The organism is Herbaspirillum autotrophicum, assembly GCF_001189915.1.
Taxonomy (GTDB): Bacteria; Pseudomonadota; Gammaproteobacteria; order Burkholderiales; family Burkholderiaceae_D; genus Herbaspirillum; species Herbaspirillum autotrophicum.
Genome location: NZ_LFLS01000046.1, coordinates 17521 through 35417, shown reverse-complemented (window position 1 = coordinate 35417; position 17897 = coordinate 17521). Strand labels below are relative to the sequence as shown.

The window sequence follows — 17897 nt, the reverse complement described above, 5'->3', positions numbered from 1 at the left end:
TGACTTCGATGACGCCGTTTTTCTTGAAACTGGACAGCAGGCGGCTGATGCTTTCGACTGCCAGACCCAGATAATTGCTGATTTCTTCGCGCGTCATGCGCAACTGAAAACTGTTGGCGGCATAGCCACGGGTGGCATAGCGCGACGACAGATTGAGCAGGAAAGCGGCCAGCTTCTGTTGCGCCGTCATGCTGCTGAGCGACAGCATGACACTTTGCTCGCGTGAAATTTCCTGACTCATCATGCGATGGAATTGCCGCAACAGGGTCGGCATATCCTGAAACAGATCTTCCAGCTGATGGAAGGGAATTTCGCATACTTCGCTGTCTTCCAGCGCCACCGCTTCGCATTGATGGAGGCCGGTGCCGATGGCGTCCATGCCGAGCAATTCGCCCGCCATCTGAAAACCGGTGATTTGCTGATCGCCGCCGGCATTGACCTGAAACGTCTTGAAATGGCCGAGACGGATCGCATACAGTGTGTCGAATTTGTCCTGCATGCGATACAACGGCTGGTCGCGGCGGATGCGTTTGCTCTTGCCGATAATTTGATCAAGCCGCTGCATATCGGCCTGATCCAGACCCATCGGCAGGCACAGCTGATGCATGCTGCACGCGGCGCAGCCGGCGCGCAGCGCCTGCACATTGAGCGGTGGCGGATCGGGCAGGGCGATGGATTTGAGTGGGCTCGACATGATGGCAACTGCTCCTTGAAGTAACGCGATTCTGCCTGTCGGGGCCGGGGATGACAAGCACAACAGGGCGCGCAGGCAAAATAGATATGAATGAAAAACGGGGCAGGGTGCCATCGCAAGCGTCTGGCAACCCCTCACTTGATGAACTTGAGCGCCTCCCGGAACAGCGGATGACGGCTGTCATGCAACCATTCGAAGGCGACCATTTCGACCGTGACGCCATGTGCCCCGGCTTGCTGCAAACGGGCCCATGCCGCCTCGCGGTCGCTGTTGCGGCGCGAACCGGTGGCATCCAGCACCACCCACACCTGATACCCCAGTCCCAGCAATGACAGCGCCGTCTGCAACAGGCAGACATGGGCTTCGCAACCGGCAATCACGATCTGCTTGCGGTCCGGCGGCAGCGCCGCCTGCAGGTCGTCGGCACAGGCGTCGAAATGGGTCTTGGCCAAGGTCAGGTCGCACAGCCGCTTGATATCGGGATGATTGGGACCGAGCTTGTCCGGCGTCTGTTCGGTGCCGATCACCGGAATCCCCAGCAAACCGGCGATGCTGGCGAGCCGGATGGTTTGCGCCAGCATGTGATCGCCGCCGGCAATCACCGGCAGCAATTTCTGTTGTTCGTCGATGATCACCAGCACCGATTGATCCGCATCCATGAATAAAGACATCGCAGCATTCTCCTGGCAGGATTTGAAGGTTTTGTGTCGTTGACGCCATTGTGCGTCAAATCGACAATCGGTGGGCGTGCAGGGGCATGTCAATTATTGGAGAACAGACGTGAAGGTAGAAACAAGTACGACAGCAACCACGGCAGCAACGACGACAAGCTTGCATGACAACCAGACTGCGGGTCCCGAAAACGCTGCCGGTAATTTGCGCAATGCGCGCGTGCTGGCAGTGTGTCAGGGTTTGTTCACGTGCGCCATTTCCATCGATCTGACCCTGACTGCATTGACTGGTTATCAACTGGCGCCGGACAAGGCGCTGGCGACACTGCCGTTTGCTTTGATCACGGTGGCCGGGGCACTGGTGACCTGGTTCGCGGCATTTCTGATCCAGCGTATCGGGCGTCGTCGCAGCTTCGCGCTGGGGGCGCTGATCGGCGCCGGGGGCGGTTTTATCTCGGTATGGGCGGTGTTTCAGGCGCACTTCTGGGCCTTTTGCATCGGCACTGCCGCAGTCGGCGTGTTTCAGGCATTCGCCCAGTATTACCGCCTGGCGGCGGCCGATGCGGTGGCGCCGATGTTCAAGAGTCGCGCGATTGCCACCGTGTTGACCGGTGGCGTGATCGCGGCAATTGCCGGTCCGGCGCTGGCGGCCTGGAGCCGCGACCTGTTTCCGCTGGCGATGTTTGCCGGCGCTTATCTGATGGTGGCCTTGCTGAGCCTGATCTCGGTCGTGGTATTGCTGTTCTTTTACCGCGACAGCCTGGTCATTGCCGCAACGGCGACGGTTTCTGCGGCCCCGGTCGCCGCCCGCGGACTCGGCAAGATCGCCCGCCAGCCAGTGTTTATTGCGGCGCTGGCCAATAACGTCGCCGGTTCGGTGGTGATGATGTTCATCATGACCGCCGCGCCGCTGGCGGCAGTGGCATGCCATCACGGCATCGACGACGGCGCCAATATCATTCAATGGCATCTGGTCGGCATGTTTGCACCCTCATTTTTTACTGGCCATCTGATCAAGCGTTGCGGTCTGGGACCGGTGCTGCTGGCCGGCATCGCCCTCAACGCCGCCTGCGCCTTGATTGCCGTCAGTTCAACCTCGCTGCCGGCGTTTTATGTCGCCTTGCTGTGTCTGGGCATCGGCTGGAATTTCATGTTTGTCGGCGGCACCACCTTGCTGGCACAATCGTATGCGCCCTCGGAGCGCGCCAAGACGCAAGGGCTGTCGGAGTTTTTGCGTTATGCTGCCACAGCGGTGGCGACGCTGGCGGCCGGCCCCTTGTTACAGGCTTACGGTTGGGCCACGTTGAATGCCGCCATCGTGCCGATATTGTTGCTGTGCGTGGTGGCCAACTGCTACTGGATGTTTGCCGAACGCCAGAACTCGCGCACACAAGCCGGTGCCGCGCAATAACCTGAATCCGATCTGCGATCCGAATAGTGAATGCGCCCATGAATATCACGCGACATATTGTCTTGCTGGCCCACGAAGGCATGAACATGATTGACCTCAGCGGTCCGCTACAAGCCTTCACCACGGCCAGCCGCGTGGCCGCCGAGCGCGAAGGCGGTGCCGGCACAGCGCGCACTGTTCCGCTCTATCAGGTGACCGTCGCTTCGGCACACGGCGGTCTGGTGACGACCGGACCCGGACTGGCAGTGATGACGGTGGCGCTGGCGGCCTTGCCGGCGGTTCCGGTCGATACACTGATCGCACCGGGTGGCAGCATGACCGATGCCTATCCCCGGCAACCGGAACTGGTGGCATGGATCAAAGCCAATGCCGCTGGCGCGCGCCGTGTCTGTTCCGTGTGCACCGGTGCGTTTTTGCTGGCCGCCGCCGGCGTGCTCGACGGCAAGCAAGTGACCACGCATTGGGAATGGGCCGGCCGTCTGCAACAGGCATTTCCGGCAGTCGCGGTCAATCCGGAGCCGATCTTCATTCAATCCGGCAAGGTCTGGACCTCGGCCGGGGTTACCGCCGGCATCGATTTGACGCTGGCGCTGATCGAAGCCGATGTCGGCCACCGGATTGCGATTGCCACCGCACGGCAGATGGTAATGTTTCTCAAACGCCCCGGCAGCCAGTCGCAATTCAGCGTTCCGCTGGCGGCGCAATCGAAAGACCGTTCCGGGTTTGCCGAGCTGCATGCCTGGATCGCTGCCAATCTGAGCGGGGATTTGCGGGTCGAAGCGCTGGCCCGGCGCGTCAACATGACACCACGCACCTTTGCCCGGATATATGTAGCGCAGATCGGCCGCACGCCGGCGCGCACCGTGGAAGCGATGCGCATCGAAGCGGCATGTCGCGCACTGGAAGAAACCGATTTGCCGCTCAAACGCATCGCCACCGACACCGGCCACGGTGAAGAGCAGAACTTGCGCCGCGTGTTTCAGCGCCAGCTCGGCGTCAGTCCGGCGCAGTACCGGAGCCGGTTTTCTGCCCATCAGATGGTGCACTGAACCGGCTTAATCCAACACCGTCAACGCCGCCAGCGAATCGAGCCACCACGACAGTGCCGGACCGGCGCCGGCATCGGGACGGTAGACACATTGCACCGGCAGGATCTTGCCGCCCGGCGGATGTTGCGAGGTGAGCAGCGGCACCAGCAGGCCGGCGGCCAGATCTTCGCGCACCACATGCAGCGGCATGTAACCCCAGCCCATGCCGGCACGCAACAGCGCATGCTTGGTGCCGAGGTCGCTCATGCGCCAGGCCAGCCGCGAATGCACGGCGAAATCCTGGCGCGCCGTCAATTCGCTGCGATCACTGAGCACCAGTTGCGTCTGTTGCGACAACAATTTATCCGGAATGCGGCCTTCGACCTTGGCCAATTGGTGGCCCGGGGCCGCGACCGCCAGCAGGGTGATGCCCGGCAATGCCACCCGCAGCAAGTTGGGCGGCGTGGTCGGCAGCGTGCCGAGAATGCCGAGCATGGCGCGGCCATCCAGTACCCGTTCTGCCACCGCGCCCAATGCTTCAATCTCCAGCCGCACCGTGACCGCCGGAAACTGATCGCGGAAGCGGCGCAGCAAATCAACCAGACAGGCGGTCGGAAAAAATACGTCTACAGCCAGCGTCACTTCCAGCTCGGTCCCTTGCGCATAAGCGGCTGCGCGCGATTGCAGCGAATCCACCTGATCCAGCACCTGACGCGCATCACGCAGCAATGCAGTGCCGGCGTCAGTCAGTTGCGGCCGATAGGCGCTGCGATCAAACAAGGGCACATCGAGCTGGGTTTCCAGGGTACTGATGGCATAGCTGACTGCCGACTGCGCACGAGACAGCGCCCGCGCCGCCGCCAGAAAGCTGCCGCTGTCGGCAACCTGGACAAATACCCGCAATTGGTCGAGGGAAAGGCGTTCAATATTCATGGCGTCGGGTGGTGGCGTGATCGGCGTGAAGCCGTGGAATCAAAACTATATCTGAAAATTAGATATTAATTAGTGAAAGATGACATGTTTCTTTGTTGCTGAAGCAGGACTATTCTGATCATGTTTTCTGCTTTACCCGATTTCCACGACAAGTTGCTGCGGCATGTTGCCAACGCCTTATCGACCTATTGATTCAATTACCCTGAAAGAGCGCCATGATCATTTCCCCATTTGCTTATAGATTCGGCCGTTTGTTGCTGGCGTCACTGTTTGTGATTTCCGGTATTTTCAAAATCATCGGTTTTACCGGTACGGTCGGTTACATGAGCAGTATCGGTGTACCGTTCGCCACGCTGGCAGTAATCGCCACCATTTTTGTCGAAGTCGGTGCCGGTCTGGCCTTGCTCAGCAATCGTCTGGCCCGTCCGGCAGCGTTGCTGATCGCGTTTTTCACCGTGATCGCCACCTTGACCGCGCATCGCTTCTGGTCGGCTGATCCGGCCGCCATGCAAGGCCAGTTGACCCAGTTCCTGAAGAATATCGCGCTCATCGGCAGCTTGCTGATGGTGTGGGCGGTGGAACCGAAGGAATAAGCAGCATTCTTTATCCAGATTCATCTGCAACCCGATAGCCAAGGAGTTCATCATGACCGCTACCACCATGCCAGCCGCCAGCCACGCCGCCGACTACAGTCGCCAGCTGGAGCGTCTGGTGAACGGCATCCCGACCCAGGATGGCGCCGGCGTCAGCCTTACCCGTGTGCTGACCAACGATTTGCAGCGCCGCCTCGATCCGTTCCTGATGCTGGATGCCTTTCACTCCGACCAACCCGATGAGTATCTGGCCGGCTTCCCCGATCATCCGCATCGCGGCTTTGAAACCGTGACTTACATGCTGGCAGGGCGCATGCGTCACCGTGACAATGCCGGCAACGAGGGCTTGCTGGAACCGGGCGGCATGCAATGGATGACGGCCGGACGCGGTCTGGTTCACTCCGAATTGCCGGAGCAGGAAGACGGCCTGATGAGCGGCTTTCAGCTCTGGGTCAATCTGGCCGGGCGTGACAAGATGACGACGCCATCCTACAGCGACATTCCTGCTGCGGGGATTCCGGAAGTGTCGCCGCAGGCCGGTGCCCATGTGCGGGTACTGGCCGGGCAGGCATTCGGTACTGCCGGTGCGATTGAGCGGCCCGTGACGGCGCCGCTGTATCTGGACGTGCACCTGCAAGCGGACACCACGCTGGCGCTGCCGATACCAGCGACGCATAATGCCTTTTTGTACATATATGAAGGCGAGTTGCAGGTCGGACCGGACCAACGTGTCGCGCCAGCCGGGCGCATGGCGATATTGAGCAATGCCGCAGACGCTGCCGGTGTATTGGTGACGGCAACTGCCGAAAGCCGATTCTTACTGATTGCAGGACAACCGCTCAATGAGCCGATTGCGCAGTGGGGACCATTTGTCATGAATACCCGCGAAGAAGTTGAACAGGCCATTGACGATTTCCGGGCCGGGCGTTTTGCTCCGGCTTGAGCTGGCGATATAACCAATTTCATCCCACCCAACACTGGCAGGAGGTTTCATGAGCAGCATTCGTCATCTGATCCACGGTCTGAGCCGCGATATCGGTTTCCCGGTACGGCGCCTGTTGCCGGCAGCGGCCGCGCGCACCGTCGGTCCGTTTGTATTCTTCGATCATATGGGGCCGGTGCAATTCGAGGCCGGCACCACCGCAGGCGACGTCCGCCCGCATCCGCATATCGGACTGGCCACCGTGACCTATCTGTTTTCCGGCGCCATGATGCACCGCGACAGTCTGGGCATGGTGCAGCGGATTACGCCGGGCGCAGTCAACTGGATGGCGGCCGGACGCGGCATCGTGCATTCCGAGCGGGTGCCGGATGATATCCGCGAGCAAGGCGTGCCGGTGCATGGTTTGCAGATGTGGGTGGCATTGCCGCAAGCCGAAGAGCAGGGACCGGCGGTATTTCGTCATTATCCGGAAAGCGACATGCCGCGTGTGACGCTGGGCCAGGCCGAGTTGCATGTGTTGACCGGCAACGCGTTCGGGCAGTCTTCACCAGTGCTGACGTCCAGCCCAACGCTGTATGTCGCCGGCACTATCAAGGCGGGCGGCAGCTTGTCGTTGCCGGCCGATTACAGTGAACGGGCGTTGTATGTGGTCGCGGGCGCGGTCACGCTTGATGGCGACACCGTCGAGGCCGGCACGCTGGCGATTCTGGCTGAGACGGGGGAGATTGCATTGCACGCCGGCGTCGATACCGTGTTCATGTTGCTTGGTGGCGAGCCGATTGATGGGCCGCGCTTTGTCTGGTGGAATTTTGTCGCCAGTACGAAAGAACTGATCGAAGCCGCCAAGACCGCCTGGACCGGGCGTGACAAATCACAGTTTCCGGAGATACCAGGTGAAACCGAGTGGATTCCGTTGCCGGAAAAATAAGGGAAAAATAGAGAAAAAGTAACGGCGGAAATGCGACCGCCAGATTGCCGGCCGGGATCAGCGCGCCGCAGGACGATATCGGTATCGGCTGCGGCGTGTGTCGTTGTGGGTCAGATCATGCCGAGGATGCGGCCCAGTTCGGCGACATACGGGCTGTCTTTCAATACGGCACCTTCCAGCGAGTCGATCAGTTCGCGGGTCGAGCTGCGAATCTTGTTCTGGTGTTCTTCCACCGGGGCGCTGGCTGGCGGCGTCTCGGTCAAATGGCTTTTGAGACGGGCGAAATCATCGCTGAGCTTTTGTGCCAGTTCAGGGTGGGCGGGGACTTTCTGCAATTCCTGTTCGAGGTCGGAAACGATTTGCATCAGCCGTGCGTGGTTGGCGTCTTGAGGACGCGGGGTAATCTCAGTCATTGAACCTCCAGCAGTGGCAAATTGGTACCGGTCGCAGCGCTGCCGCGACCGGTGCTTACATCATAAAAGAAGTTTGATTATCGCGCTGAGCTAAAAACCTGCCCTTGATACAGATCACGCATTCATCCTGAAATGCCCGGCATTTTGCTACACTGCGGGCTTATCAATTCCGAACATCATTCCATGAAAGCAGCCGCATGAGCGAACACCCTGTCATTAGCTGGACCGAAGCAGGGGAAAGCCGCTCCGCCCGCTGGCGTTCCGAGGCCGCGATGCCGCCGCCAAAACGGGTGGTGATCGCTGACGACACGCTGGCCGCCGACGCTGCCTACAAACTGGCCTGCGAAGGTACCGGCCTGTTATGGCGCGGCGACTTCCAGAACGCCCGGCAGTTGCTGCAAGCATTGGCGCGGCGTATCGACCGCAAACAGAAAGCCCGCAAACCGGCACCGACGCCGCTCGATGCATTTCACGCCCAGCGCCAGGCGCAAGCCCAGCGCGTGCGCATCCTGAGCATGGTGCTGTTGCCGTTCGAAGCCGATTACACGATTCCGCTGCGCCGCGCTCCCGATGCGCGGCAAGCCTGCAATGAAGCATATGGTTCCTCCGGCGGTGAAGCGTCGGTGGCCACGCTGCGCGAACTGCAGGGTTTGATCGGCGCCCATGAATGGCGCAAGAAGGGCGTCGAAATTGCGGCGCTCGATGGTCAGCATATCCATCCGCATTACGGCGTGTTTTCCCCGGTGCGCGGCGAGTATCTTGATCTGGTCGCGCAAGCGCCGTTGCCATCACGGGCGCTGGCGTTCGATATCGGTACCGGCACCGGCGTGCTGGCGGCGGTACTGGCACAACGCGGCGTGGCGCGCATTGTCGCCACCGATCAGGATCCCCGGGCCTTGCGTTGTGCGCGCGAAAACCTGGAACGCCTGCAATTGACCGAACGCGTCGAATTGCTGGAAGCGGATCTGTTCCCGCCCGGCAAGGCACCGCTGATCGTCTGTAATCCGCCGTGGTTGCCGGCGCGGCCCAGTTCGCCGCTGGAGCATGCGATTTACGATCCCGACAGCCGCATGTTGCTGGGTTTCCTGAATGGCCTGACGGCACATCTGACACCCGGCGGCGAAGGCTGGCTGATCATGTCCGATCTGGCCGAGCATATCGGCTTGCGTGCCAAAGATGCTTTGGTGCTGGCGTTCGAGAACGCGGGTTTGAAGGTGGTCGGCAAGCACGACATCAAGCCGCGTCATGGCCGTGTCAGCGATACCGAAGATCCGTTGCACGCGGCACGCGCTGCCGAAGTGACTTCATTATGGCGACTGGCAGCAAAGTAAGTTGTTGTTAATCAATGGCTTGAGGCGTTAATCTCAAGCCATTTCTCATTACTGTTCTGGCAAGGACCTCACATGCTGGTACGACTTTCGCTGACCCTCATCACACTGCTGAGCCTGGCCTTGCCGGCCCTGGCACAGATTACTGAACGTGCATATCCGTTTGGGCGACCCGAACCGGAACAACCATTGGTGACGACCAGCGGCAACTCTTGTCGTTGTGAAGTGGCGAGTAACAGCGGCAATGCCTGCGTGATTTATTTGCGCACCAATGCTGCCGACTGGATTGTCAAAAATGCACCGCAAACCGCAATGCGCTCCTCCAATGACGGCCGTTACTATGAAGCGCCGTTTGCGCTGGCCGCCAGCGCTTGTGCCGGTCGCAAGGTCAATCCGGGGCAACTCAAGGTGCACTGGCTGGATCGCCGCAGCGCGATTCTGGAATGGAAGTGATTTGTTAGGTATATCTTGTATCTCTTTGTTTATGTTGGTATATCCTCTTCTTCTGCCTGACTAAAAATCCAGTCCCGGAAACAGGCGATCTTGGCATTGTTGCGTTCTGTGGCGCGGTAACTGAGGAAGTGGGTTTCGCGTTGCACCGGCACCAATTCCGCATCTTGCAATACGCATAACTCGCCGGCGGCGATTTCCCGCTGTGCCAGCCGCGTGCTTTCCAAGGCCACGCCGACCCCATTGACCGCCGCCGACAACGCCAGCGAGGCGCGGTCAAACGACGGCATCGGCCGGCCCGGCTGCAATGACATTCCCTGCAAGGCAAACCAGTCGCTCCAGCGCACCGGATTGAGGCTGGAATGAATCAGCGTCAATGCTGCAATCTGTTCCAGTGTCAGTCGCGCCCGTCCTTGCATCAAGGCGGGTGCACATAAAGGCGCGATGGTTTCGGTGCCGATTGCTTCGGTGATGATGCCGGACCGGGTTTGCACCGCGCCATAGGCAATCGTGATGTCGAGTTCTTCATGGCGCAGCAAATCCATGGCATCGGCACTCGACGACATGCTGATATTGAGATCCGGATATTGCTGCATGAACAAGGGCAGCCGTGGTCCCAGCCATTTGGTGGCGAAACTCGGTGAACAGTGCACTGCCAGCGCCCGGCTTTGTTGCGGCGGACTCAGTTCATGGCAGGCCTGTTCCATCAGATCGAACGCGGCCGACAAGCGGCTCAGCAAGCGCAGGCCATCGGCGGTCGGTTCGACGCGCCGGAACGAGCGGGTAAACAGGGATTTGCCGAAATAGGTTTCGAGGCTGCGAATCTGATGGCTGATGGCCGACGGCGACAAATGCAGCTCTTCTCCGGCCAGCGCAAAGCTCTGCAAGCGCGCGGCAGCTTCAAAAGCGCGCAAGGAAAAGAAACTCGGGAGTTTTCTCATTCGGGAAGATGCCATTCATTTGACGTGAATCAAATTCATCATAGTGTGAATACTCGTCATTTGTCAAAGCCACGACGATCTTCGATGATGGCCTCAGCGTCCATTACCAATAACATCATCACGGAGACCGTCATGCCAGAAATTGCTGAACGTCCGCACGCCACAGCCGCACCTTCATCAGCCGTCACCACGCCAGCGCGGGTGTCGGTCTACCAGCCGGAGCAGCAAGGCCTGATTTTCCCGCAGGTGCCGGTGTTCGCCACCCATGTCGAAGAACGGCGCCACCGGCAGGAACGGCTGGTGGCAGCCTGCCGCGCATTCGCCCTGCATGGCCTGGATTACGGCTTTGCCGGCCATCTGACGGTACGCGACCCGGAATTCCCGGATCTGTACTGGACCAACCCGATGGCGGTCCATTTTTCCCAGGTCAAGTTGTCCAATCTGATTCTGGCCAATCATCACGGCGAGGTAGTGCAAGGCAAATACGCGCTCAACCGGGCCGGCTTCGTGCTGCATGCGGCAGTGCATGAAATGCATCCCGATATCGTCGCCATGTGCCATGCCCATACTGTATACGGCACCGCGTGGGCGGCACTCGGGCGGCCGCTGGATCCCATCACTCAGGATGCAGCGGTGTTCTTTGAAGACCATGTGGTGATCACGGCAGAAGCCGGCGCGGTGGCAGTCAAGACGGAGGCCGGCAAGTCGGTGGCGGCGGCATTTGGCAAGAACAAGGCGGCGATTCACCAGAATCACGGTTTGTTCACCGCCAGCCGGCACAGCATTGAAAGTGCGGCGTTCTGGTTTATCGGACTGGAACGCTGCTGCCAGGTGCAGTTGCTGGTGGAAGCCACCGGCATCAAGCCGACCATGGTCTCGCCGGAACGGGCCCGCTACAGCCGCGACAATGTCGGCAACGAGTTCATCGGCTGGTTGCACTTCCAGCCGATTTTCGCGCAGTTGCTGCAAACCAGCCCTGACATGTTCGATTGATTGCGCGTCGCGTGTTCCTGACGTGATGTGGCCCCAGCCGGTTTGCACCGGCTGGGGCTGTTGTGCCAGCGGCATTGCCTTGCAGTGTCGATCGATAACCTGACCGGAGATACCTCACTCACTTTTCACTATCCTCGCAGCAAGACGTCAAACCATATAAAGCACCGCGATACAGCGGGCTCATCCGCTTTTAAAAAGAAGGAGCAGGAGACATGACGACATTGAACAGACGCGACTTTTTGCGGGCCAGTGCTTCGGCCGCCGCAGCCACTACCATCGGCGCCAACGCTTTTGCCGCACCGGCTGCCGGTGCCAGCATTGTGTACCCGATAGAAAAAGGGGCCACGCTGCGGGTATTGCGCTGGAAGCGGTTTGTGCAGGGCGACGAGGATATGTGGAATGCCAATACCAGGAAATTCACTGAACTGACCGGGGTGCCGGTACGCACCGACAGCGAAGGTTTCGAAGACGTGCGGCCGAAGGCGGCGGTAGCGGCCAATGTCGGCAGCGGTCCCGATATCGTGCTGGGCTGGTTCGATGACCCGCATCAGTATCCGACCAAGCTGCTCGATGTCAGCGATCTGGCGGTGTCGCTCGGCGACCGTTACGGCGGTTGGTATGACGTCTTCCGCAAATACGGCATGAGCAATGGCAAGTGGATTGCGGTACCGCTGGGCGTGATTGGCATTTGTCTGGTGTATCGCGACAGCCAGATCAAGGCTGCCGGTTTCGAGACTGTGCCCAAAGATACCGCCGGCTTCCTGAAAATGTGTCAGGCCTTGAAAGCCAAAAACACACCGGTCGGATTTGCCTTGGGCAAAGCGGTCGGCGACGCCAACAATTTTGCCCACTGGCTGTTGTGGACTCATGGCGGCAAACTGGTAGATGCCAAAGGCAATGTCACCATCAATTCGCCCGAGACGCGCGCCGCGCTGGAATATGCCAAACAGTTGTACGCGACCATGGTGCCGGGCACCTTGTCATGGCAAGACCCGTCGAATAACAAGGCGTTTCTGGACGGCCAGGTGAGCCTGACCAACAACGGCATTTCGGTGTACTACGCGGCCAAGAATTCGACCGATCCCAAGATGGTAGAGATGGCCAAGGATATCCAGCACACGCATTACCCGATCGGCGCTGCCGGCAAGCCGACCGAACTGATGCAGCTGACCCAGATGATGGCCTTCAAACACACCAAATACCCGAACGCCGCCAAGGCATTTTTGCAATTCATGATGGAACCGGACCAATACAACCCATGGATGAAAGCCGCTATCGGTTATGTCAGTCAGCCGTTGCGCGCCTACGAAAAAAATCCGGTCTGGACCGAAGACGCCAAGGTCACGATGTATCGCGATGCCGCTTCACTGATGATCGATCACGGCCACGCCGGGCCGCTGGGTCAGGCCTCGGCCGCTTGTCTGGCCGATTACGTGATTGTCGATATGGTGGCGGAAGCGGCCAGCGGATCGAAGTCGGTGCAACAATCGATTGATCGCGCGGCGGAACGGGCCAAGCGGTTTTACAAAACCTGAGGCCGGGTAGCAAGCAGCGCAGGGTGGTGTTCGGGCTGACGTGCTGTCAGCGTCAGCCCGTTTTTCATGGCGGTGGATATGCTTTCAGTGCTACCGCCGAAATCGCAAGCCAACACAAAAACTGCCATCACTCAGGCGCGCAAACAGCAGTTCGCCGTCATGCGCGCGCATGACCTGATCCACAATCGACAAGCCCAGACTGGCGCCGGCCCGGCCCCGGCTGCGCGCGGCGAACGGTTTGCGCAGACGCTCCCAGTCGGCTTCGGCAATGCCGGGACCATCGTCGATGAAGTCCAGGGCAACCGCCTGCTCGCTCAGACGCAGTCGTACATGCAGCAAAGAATGCGCGCCATAGTGCAAGGCGTTGCCGAGGATATTGCGGATCGCTTCGCGCACGCTGACGGCATCGGCCAGCACCATGCAGGCTTGCTCGGGCGCATCCATGTCAAACGCAATCCGGCGCTCCTGATGTGACAGCATGGCCATCATTTCCTGGCGTACCAATGCCGTCAGATCAACCGGCTCCAGCGAGACCGATTCGGCCCGGTGCTGGACCATGGCGTGATTGATCAATTGATTGACCAGTGCCCCGAGCTGCCGCGTGCGGTCTTGCAGACGTTCCAGATGGCGGGCTTTGGCATGTTCATCGCCGGGCGCCGACAGCAATTCCATTTGCGCCATCAAGGCTGCAACTGGTGTGCGCAGCTGATGGGCGGCATCGCCGATGACCCGCCGCATCAGGCTGCGATGGGTTGCCAGCCGTTGCATGAAGGCGTTGATGGCACTCACCAGCGCGTGAATTTCCGAAGGCACCGTCAAAGTCAGCGGCGACAGATCATTGAGGTCGCGCTGGCGGATCGCATCTTCGATGCGCTTGAGCGGCGACAAGGCTTGATACAGGGTGAACATGGCGGCGATCACGGTCAGGATACCCATCACCAGGATCACCAGCAACGCCTTGGTGCCCAGACTCTTGGCGAAGGACAGCCGGCCGTTGCCGGTTTGCGCCAGCACGATCACCGCCCACGGATGCGGCGAAGCCACCGGCATGCGGCGGCCGATGATGGCCATGCGCACCGGAATTTCCTGATAGTGACCATCGCGCAGCAACGGTCCTTCAGCCAGCCGGTCCCATGGAATATCCGGTTTGAAGTCGGCGTCGCCGGCGACCGAGCGGCCATTGGGATCGAGTACAGTATAAAACACCTGATCGCCGGCGGTCAGCATGGAAAACGCCGCCAGCGGCACATCCACATTGACGGCATCATTCTGATACCAGGTATTTTCGGCAATCTGCAAGGCGCTGCCGGTGAGGATGCGGTCATAGGCTTCGTCGGCGGCCAGCTGACTGGAAATCCAGATCGCAATCAGCAAGGCCGAGGCGCTGATGGCCAGCACCAGGCCGACCCTTACTACCAGTCGCGTGTAGAGTGACGGTCCGATCCTGATCATGGCGGCGTCAATACCAATTGATAGCCAAGGCCGCGCAGGGTGCGGATTTCAAATCCGGCGCCGCCGAGTTTCTTGCGCAGGCGTGCCACATACTGCTCGACCGAATTGGCGCTGGGATTGTCGTCGAGCGAAAACAGCCGCTCGATCAATTCTTCCTTGCCGAAAATGCGGCCCGGTCGCGCCGCGATGATTTCCAGCAGCGTCACTTCGCGCCGTGTCAATTCCAATGGCTGCTGATGCAGACTGACGGTACGGCTTTTGCGGTCGATGACCAGATTGGCGCACACCAGCAAATTGGTGGCTTCGCCGCCGCTGCGTCGCAGCAGCACCCGGATGCGCGCTTCCAGTTCGCGAAAGTCGAACGGCTTGATCAGATAATCGTCGGCGCCGAGATCGAGGGCGCGTACCCGTTCTTCGATTTCGGCGCAGGCGGTCAGCATCAGCACCGGCGTATGCAGACCTTTGTCGCGTACCTGGCGCAGCAGGGTAAAACCATCCACGCGCGGCAACATGACATCCAGAATCAGCAAGTCATAGGGCGCTTCCATATGTTTGGCCGCCTCGGCACCGCAGGTTTGCCATTCCACCGTGTGACCGCTGCGGGATAATTGCGCGATGATCGCTTCGGCGACGTCTTCCGTATCTTCGACCAATAAAATCCGCATGCCCGTTCTCCCGTGTCGCGCGCCGTTGCCGTCTGTCAGTTTCGTTACAGCTTGCGAGGTTAGCATCCTTCACAGAATTTATAAAAGCACCTTTGGAGACTGTCATGAAAAATGATCCTGGCAATAACACCGCTGCGGCAACTGTTGCCGCCGACAAACCGTTACTGGAAATCGAACAGGTCACCTTGCAATACAAGACTACCGATTTTCTGGTCACCGCCACCCAGCAAGTCAGTTTCAAGGTTTATCCTTCCGACCGCTATATCCTGCTGGGGCCGTCGGGTTGCGGCAAATCGACCTTGCTCAAGGCGATTGGCGGTTATCTGCAACCGAGCCACGGCAAAATCCGCCTCAAGGGCGTGGAAGTGACGCAGCCGGGGCCGGATCGGATGATGGTATTTCAGGAATTCGATCAATTGTTGCCGTGGAAAACGGTGCGCCAGAATGTCGAATTCGCATTGCATGCCAGCGGCCGCCTGCACGGCGCTCAGGCGCGTGAACGCGCGGCTTACTACATCGATAAGGTCGGTTTGTCGAAATTCATCGATAGTTATCCGCATACCTTGTCGGGTGGCATGAAGCAACGGGTATCGATTGCGCGCGGCATGGCGATGGAACCGGATGTATTGCTGATGGACGAACCGTTCGCCGCTCTCGATGCACTGACCCGGCGCAAGATGCAGGACGAGTTGTTGCGGCTGTGGGACGACACCCGCTTTACCGTGCTGTTCGTGACGCACTCGATTGAAGAAGCGATCAAGATCGGCACCCGCATTCTGTTGCTGTCGCCGCATCCGGGGCAGGTCCGCGCCGAGCTCAACAGTATCCCGCCGGAACTGATGGGCACCGCCAGCCAGGCCGAACTCGAAACCCGCATCAACGACATGCTGTTTGCGCACTGACGCGACAGACTCTGATCTTTCATCGGAAGCCATTGCCATGAATAACACTACGCCATTCGTCCGTCCGGAAATCGTTCTCGAACCGACCCGTCACGCCATGACCGAAGTACAACGCCCGTTATCGGCCTTTGAGTCGGTATATCGGATCAGCTGGCTGCGCAAGACTGCCATCCTGCTGGTGCTGGCGCTGATCTGGGAAGTCTATGGGCGCTGGCTCGACAACGCCTTGCTGTTCCCCAGCTTTACCGAAACCCTGCATGCCTTCCTGAGCGGCATCAGCAGCGGCATCTTGCTGGAACGGGCGGCAGTGTCGCTGGAAACCTTGCTGATCGGCTACGGCATCGGTATCGTGCTGGCCGGCCTGCTGACCACAGTGGCGATCAGTTCGCGCATCGGCAACGACTTGCTGGAAACCCTGACCTCCATGTTCAACCCGCTGCCGGCGATTGCGCTGTTGCCGCTGGCGCTGATCTGGTTTGGCCTGGGCACCGGCAGCATCATCTTTGTGCTGGTGCACTCGGTGTTGTGGGCGGTGGCGCTCAATACCCATGGCGGCTTTCGCTCGGTATCGCAAACCCTGCGCATGGTGGGCCAGAACTACGGCCTGAAACGCTTTTCGCTGGTGTGGTCGATTCTGATTCCGGCCGCGTTTCCGAGCATCCTGACCGGACTCAAGGTCGGCTGGGCTTTTGCCTGGCGCACGCTGATCGCGGCTGAACTGGTATTCGGCGTGTCGTCGGGGCGCGGCGGTCTGGGTTGGTACATTTTCGAAAATCGCAATCAGCTGGAAACCGCAAATGTGTTTTCCGGTCTGTTCTTCGTGATTCTGATTGGCTTGTTTGTCGAAAACGTGATCTTCGCCAATATCGAAAAGCGCACGATCCATCGCTGGGGCATGCAACACTGAGTCAACGGCAGCAAGCACGATATTTCATCGCATCACGGTAGCAAGTCGTATACAAAGATTCATAAAATTCATCATTATTCTGATCGGAGACACGCATGCAACGCAGACATTTTTCCTACCTCCTGATGGTGGCCGCACTCGGTTTGACGACGCTGGCCGGTGCCGTGCGCGCCGAAGCACCGGTAGTGCGGATTTCACATGGTTACGGCATTCTGTACTTGCCGCTGATGGTCATGCGCGACCAGCAACTGGTGGAAAAGCAAGCCAAGGCGCAAGGTCTGGGCGACGTCAAAGTCAACTGGATCACGCTCGATGGCGGCAATGTCATCAATGACGCCATGCTGGCCGGCAACCTCGATATCGCCGGCACCGGCGCGCCCGGTTTCATTACCCTGTGGTCCAAGGCGCACGGCATTCCGCGTTCCGAAGTGATCGGTCTGGGCGCATTGAGCACCTCATCGTTGTGGCTCAATACCAATAATCCGAAAATCAAATCACTCAAGGATTTCACCAGCAGAGACAAGATCGCGATTCCGGGTATCAAGACGTCATTGTCGGCAGTGGTGTTGCAAATGGTGGCGGCCAAGGCATTCGGCGTTGAAAATTACGCCAGACTGGATCCGATGACGGTCAGCCTGAGCCATCCGGAAGCGGTCGGTTCACTGTTGTCCGGCAAGACCGAAATCACCGCGCATTTCACTTCGCCCCCGTTTTCCTATCAGGAACTCAAGGATGCCAAGATCAGCCGCGTGCTGAGTTCGTCTGAAGTGCTGGGCAATATCACGCTGGATGTAGTGTTTGCGCTGAAGCAGTTCGCCGACAAGAACCCGGGTCTGGTCAAGGCTTTCATGGCGGCGCAGGAAGAAGCCAACGCCTATATCGCCAAGAATCGCAAGGGCGCGGCCGAAACCTTCTTGCGCGTATCCAAGATCAAGCTGTCGCAAGACGAAGTCGAAAAGATGCTGGCCGATCCCGATACCCAGTTTTCGACTACCCCCGACGGCCTGATGCAATACGTCAATTTCATGGACAAGGCCGGCACCATTCGCACCAAACCGGCAGTCTGGTCCGACATGTTCGTACCGGTCAAGGGCCGCAAGGGCAGCTGAG

The 17897-nt window shown here is 59.3% G+C and carries 19 protein-coding genes; 12 read left to right on the top strand and 7 right to left on the bottom strand.

What is annotated here, in order from left to right; translation table 11 throughout:
- Positions 1-694: fumarate/nitrate reduction transcriptional regulator Fnr (gene fnr, locus AKL27_RS24725; protein WP_050465554.1), on the bottom strand; the 694-nt coding region annotated here is incomplete at its 3' end.
- Between the two features lie 134 nt (positions 695-828).
- The gene (locus tag AKL27_RS24720; RefSeq protein WP_050465553.1) at positions 829-1365 is read right to left on the bottom strand and encodes an isochorismatase family protein; all 537 of its coding nucleotides are present in this window, start codon (positions 1363-1365) and stop codon (positions 829-831) included.
- Between the two features lie 160 nt (positions 1366-1525).
- Between AKL27_RS24720 and AKL27_RS24715 the strand changes: the two genes are divergently transcribed.
- Together AKL27_RS24715 and AKL27_RS24710 are read left to right on the top strand one after the other, a co-directional pair.
- Positions 1526-2776 carry an MFS transporter gene (locus tag AKL27_RS24715; protein ID WP_050465552.1) on the top strand — a complete coding sequence of 417 codons (1251 nt, stop codon included), beginning with the start codon at positions 1526-1528 and terminating at the stop codon, positions 2774-2776.
- A 38-nt stretch (positions 2777-2814) separates the two neighbouring features.
- Entirely contained in the window at positions 2815-3825 is a 1011-nt protein-coding gene (locus tag AKL27_RS24710; RefSeq protein ID WP_050465551.1) for a GlxA family transcriptional regulator, read from the top strand.
- A gap of 6 nt (positions 3826-3831) precedes the next feature.
- Here AKL27_RS24710 and AKL27_RS24705 read toward each other — a convergent pair whose 3' ends face one another.
- Positions 3832-4737, bottom strand: coding sequence for a LysR family transcriptional regulator (locus AKL27_RS24705; RefSeq protein ID WP_050465550.1), 906 nt, complete (start codon positions 4735-4737; stop codon positions 3832-3834).
- 215 nt (positions 4738-4952) lie between these two features.
- On the opposite strand from AKL27_RS24705, the gene AKL27_RS24700 reads away from it, so the two are divergent.
- Genes AKL27_RS24700 through AKL27_RS24690 form a run of 3 tightly spaced genes read left to right on the top strand, consistent with a single transcriptional unit; the run spans position 4953 to position 7201 of the window.
- Positions 4953-5330: a DoxX family protein gene (locus AKL27_RS24700; protein WP_050465549.1), complete on the top strand. Its 378-nt coding sequence runs from the start codon at positions 4953-4955 to the stop codon at positions 5328-5330.
- 52 nt (positions 5331-5382) lie between these two features.
- Positions 5383-6273: a pirin family protein gene (locus AKL27_RS24695; RefSeq protein ID WP_050465548.1), complete on the top strand. Its 891-nt coding sequence runs from the start codon at positions 5383-5385 to the stop codon at positions 6271-6273.
- 49 nt (positions 6274-6322) lie between these two features.
- The gene (locus tag AKL27_RS24690; protein ID WP_050465547.1) at positions 6323-7201 is read left to right on the top strand and encodes a pirin family protein; all 879 of its coding nucleotides are present in this window, start codon (positions 6323-6325) and stop codon (positions 7199-7201) included.
- Positions 7202-7311: 110 nt separating this feature from the next.
- On the opposite strand, the gene AKL27_RS24685 is transcribed toward AKL27_RS24690, so the two are convergent.
- Entirely contained in the window at positions 7312-7614 is a 303-nt protein-coding gene (locus AKL27_RS24685; RefSeq protein WP_050465546.1) for a hypothetical protein, read from the bottom strand.
- Between the two features lie 197 nt (positions 7615-7811).
- Between AKL27_RS24685 and AKL27_RS24680 the strand changes: the two genes are divergently transcribed.
- Both AKL27_RS24680 and AKL27_RS24675 read left to right on the top strand, forming a co-directional pair.
- Positions 7812-8945, top strand: a complete 1134-nt coding sequence (locus AKL27_RS24680; protein ID WP_050465545.1) for a methyltransferase — start codon at positions 7812-7814, stop codon at positions 8943-8945.
- 72 nt (positions 8946-9017) lie between these two features.
- Positions 9018-9395: a hypothetical protein gene (locus tag AKL27_RS24675; RefSeq protein ID WP_050465544.1), complete on the top strand. Its 378-nt coding sequence runs from the start codon at positions 9018-9020 to the stop codon at positions 9393-9395.
- A gap of 29 nt (positions 9396-9424) precedes the next feature.
- Here AKL27_RS24675 and AKL27_RS24670 read toward each other — a convergent pair whose 3' ends face one another.
- On the bottom strand, positions 9425-10333 hold the full coding sequence (locus AKL27_RS24670; protein ID WP_157057088.1) for a LysR substrate-binding domain-containing protein: 909 nt from the start codon (positions 10331-10333) through the stop codon (positions 9425-9427).
- A 132-nt stretch (positions 10334-10465) separates the two neighbouring features.
- Between AKL27_RS24670 and AKL27_RS24665 the strand changes: the two genes are divergently transcribed.
- Positions 10466-11326: a class II aldolase/adducin family protein gene (locus tag AKL27_RS24665; RefSeq protein ID WP_050465557.1), complete on the top strand. Its 861-nt coding sequence runs from the start codon at positions 10466-10468 to the stop codon at positions 11324-11326.
- 212 nt (positions 11327-11538) lie between these two features.
- Entirely contained in the window at positions 11539-12861 is a 1323-nt protein-coding gene (locus AKL27_RS24660) for an ABC transporter substrate-binding protein (protein WP_050465541.1), read from the top strand.
- Between the two features lie 90 nt (positions 12862-12951).
- On the opposite strand, the gene AKL27_RS24655 is transcribed toward AKL27_RS24660, so the two are convergent.
- Positions 12952-14313 (bottom strand): sensor histidine kinase, encoded by a 1362-nt coding sequence (locus AKL27_RS24655; protein WP_050465540.1) that lies wholly within the window; start codon positions 14311-14313, stop codon positions 12952-12954.
- Positions 14310-14978, bottom strand: a complete 669-nt coding sequence (locus tag AKL27_RS24650) for a response regulator transcription factor (protein ID WP_050465539.1) — start codon at positions 14976-14978, stop codon at positions 14310-14312. The genes AKL27_RS24655 and AKL27_RS24650 overlap by 4 nt, the downstream gene beginning before the upstream one ends.
- Before the next feature lie 104 nt (positions 14979-15082).
- Here AKL27_RS24650 and AKL27_RS24645 point away from each other — a divergent pair, with 104 nt between their 5' ends.
- The 3 genes from AKL27_RS24645 to AKL27_RS24635 all read left to right on the top strand — a co-directional run bounded on the left by AKL27_RS24645 (position 15083) and on the right by AKL27_RS24635 (position 17896).
- The gene (locus tag AKL27_RS24645) at positions 15083-15880 is read left to right on the top strand and encodes an ABC transporter ATP-binding protein (protein WP_050465538.1); all 798 of its coding nucleotides are present in this window, start codon (positions 15083-15085) and stop codon (positions 15878-15880) included.
- A gap of 37 nt (positions 15881-15917) precedes the next feature.
- Positions 15918-16787, top strand: a complete 870-nt coding sequence (locus tag AKL27_RS24640; protein WP_050465537.1) for an ABC transporter permease — start codon at positions 15918-15920, stop codon at positions 16785-16787.
- Positions 16788-16882: 95 nt separating this feature from the next.
- Complete coding sequence (locus AKL27_RS24635) at positions 16883-17896, top strand: ABC transporter substrate-binding protein (protein WP_050465536.1); 1014 nt, start codon at positions 16883-16885, stop codon at positions 17894-17896.
- Position 17897: the final 1 nt, after the last annotated feature.

Coding starts and splice junctions, on each gene's coding strand:
- AKL27_RS24720 (WP_050465553.1), bottom strand. CDS start 1,365: ATGTCTTTATTCATGGATGCGGATCAATCGGTGCTGGTGATCATCGAC.
- AKL27_RS24710 (WP_050465551.1), top strand. CDS start 2,815: ATGAATATCACGCGACATATTGTCTTGCTGGCCCACGAAGGCATGAAC.
- AKL27_RS24705 (WP_050465550.1), bottom strand. CDS start 4,737: ATGAATATTGAACGCCTTTCCCTCGACCAATTGCGGGTATTTGTCCAG.
- AKL27_RS24700 (WP_050465549.1), top strand. CDS start 4,953: ATGATCATTTCCCCATTTGCTTATAGATTCGGCCGTTTGTTGCTGGCG.
- AKL27_RS24695 (WP_050465548.1), top strand. CDS start 5,383: ATGACCGCTACCACCATGCCAGCCGCCAGCCACGCCGCCGACTACAGT.
- AKL27_RS24690 (WP_050465547.1), top strand. CDS start 6,323: ATGAGCAGCATTCGTCATCTGATCCACGGTCTGAGCCGCGATATCGGT.
- AKL27_RS24685 (WP_050465546.1), bottom strand. CDS start 7,614: ATGACTGAGATTACCCCGCGTCCTCAAGACGCCAACCACGCACGGCTG.
- AKL27_RS24680 (WP_050465545.1), top strand. CDS start 7,812: ATGAGCGAACACCCTGTCATTAGCTGGACCGAAGCAGGGGAAAGCCGC.
- AKL27_RS24675 (WP_050465544.1), top strand. CDS start 9,018: ATGCTGGTACGACTTTCGCTGACCCTCATCACACTGCTGAGCCTGGCC.
- AKL27_RS24670 (WP_157057088.1), bottom strand. CDS start 10,333: ATGAGAAAACTCCCGAGTTTCTTTTCCTTGCGCGCTTTTGAAGCTGCC.
- AKL27_RS24665 (WP_050465557.1), top strand. CDS start 10,466: ATGCCAGAAATTGCTGAACGTCCGCACGCCACAGCCGCACCTTCATCA.
- AKL27_RS24660 (WP_050465541.1), top strand. CDS start 11,539: ATGACGACATTGAACAGACGCGACTTTTTGCGGGCCAGTGCTTCGGCC.
- AKL27_RS24655 (WP_050465540.1), bottom strand. CDS start 14,313: ATGATCAGGATCGGACCGTCACTCTACACGCGACTGGTAGTAAGGGTC.
- AKL27_RS24650 (WP_050465539.1), bottom strand. CDS start 14,978: ATGCGGATTTTATTGGTCGAAGATACGGAAGACGTCGCCGAAGCGATC.
- AKL27_RS24645 (WP_050465538.1), top strand. CDS start 15,083: ATGAAAAATGATCCTGGCAATAACACCGCTGCGGCAACTGTTGCCGCC.
- AKL27_RS24640 (WP_050465537.1), top strand. CDS start 15,918: ATGAATAACACTACGCCATTCGTCCGTCCGGAAATCGTTCTCGAACCG.
- AKL27_RS24635 (WP_050465536.1), top strand. CDS start 16,883: ATGCAACGCAGACATTTTTCCTACCTCCTGATGGTGGCCGCACTCGGT.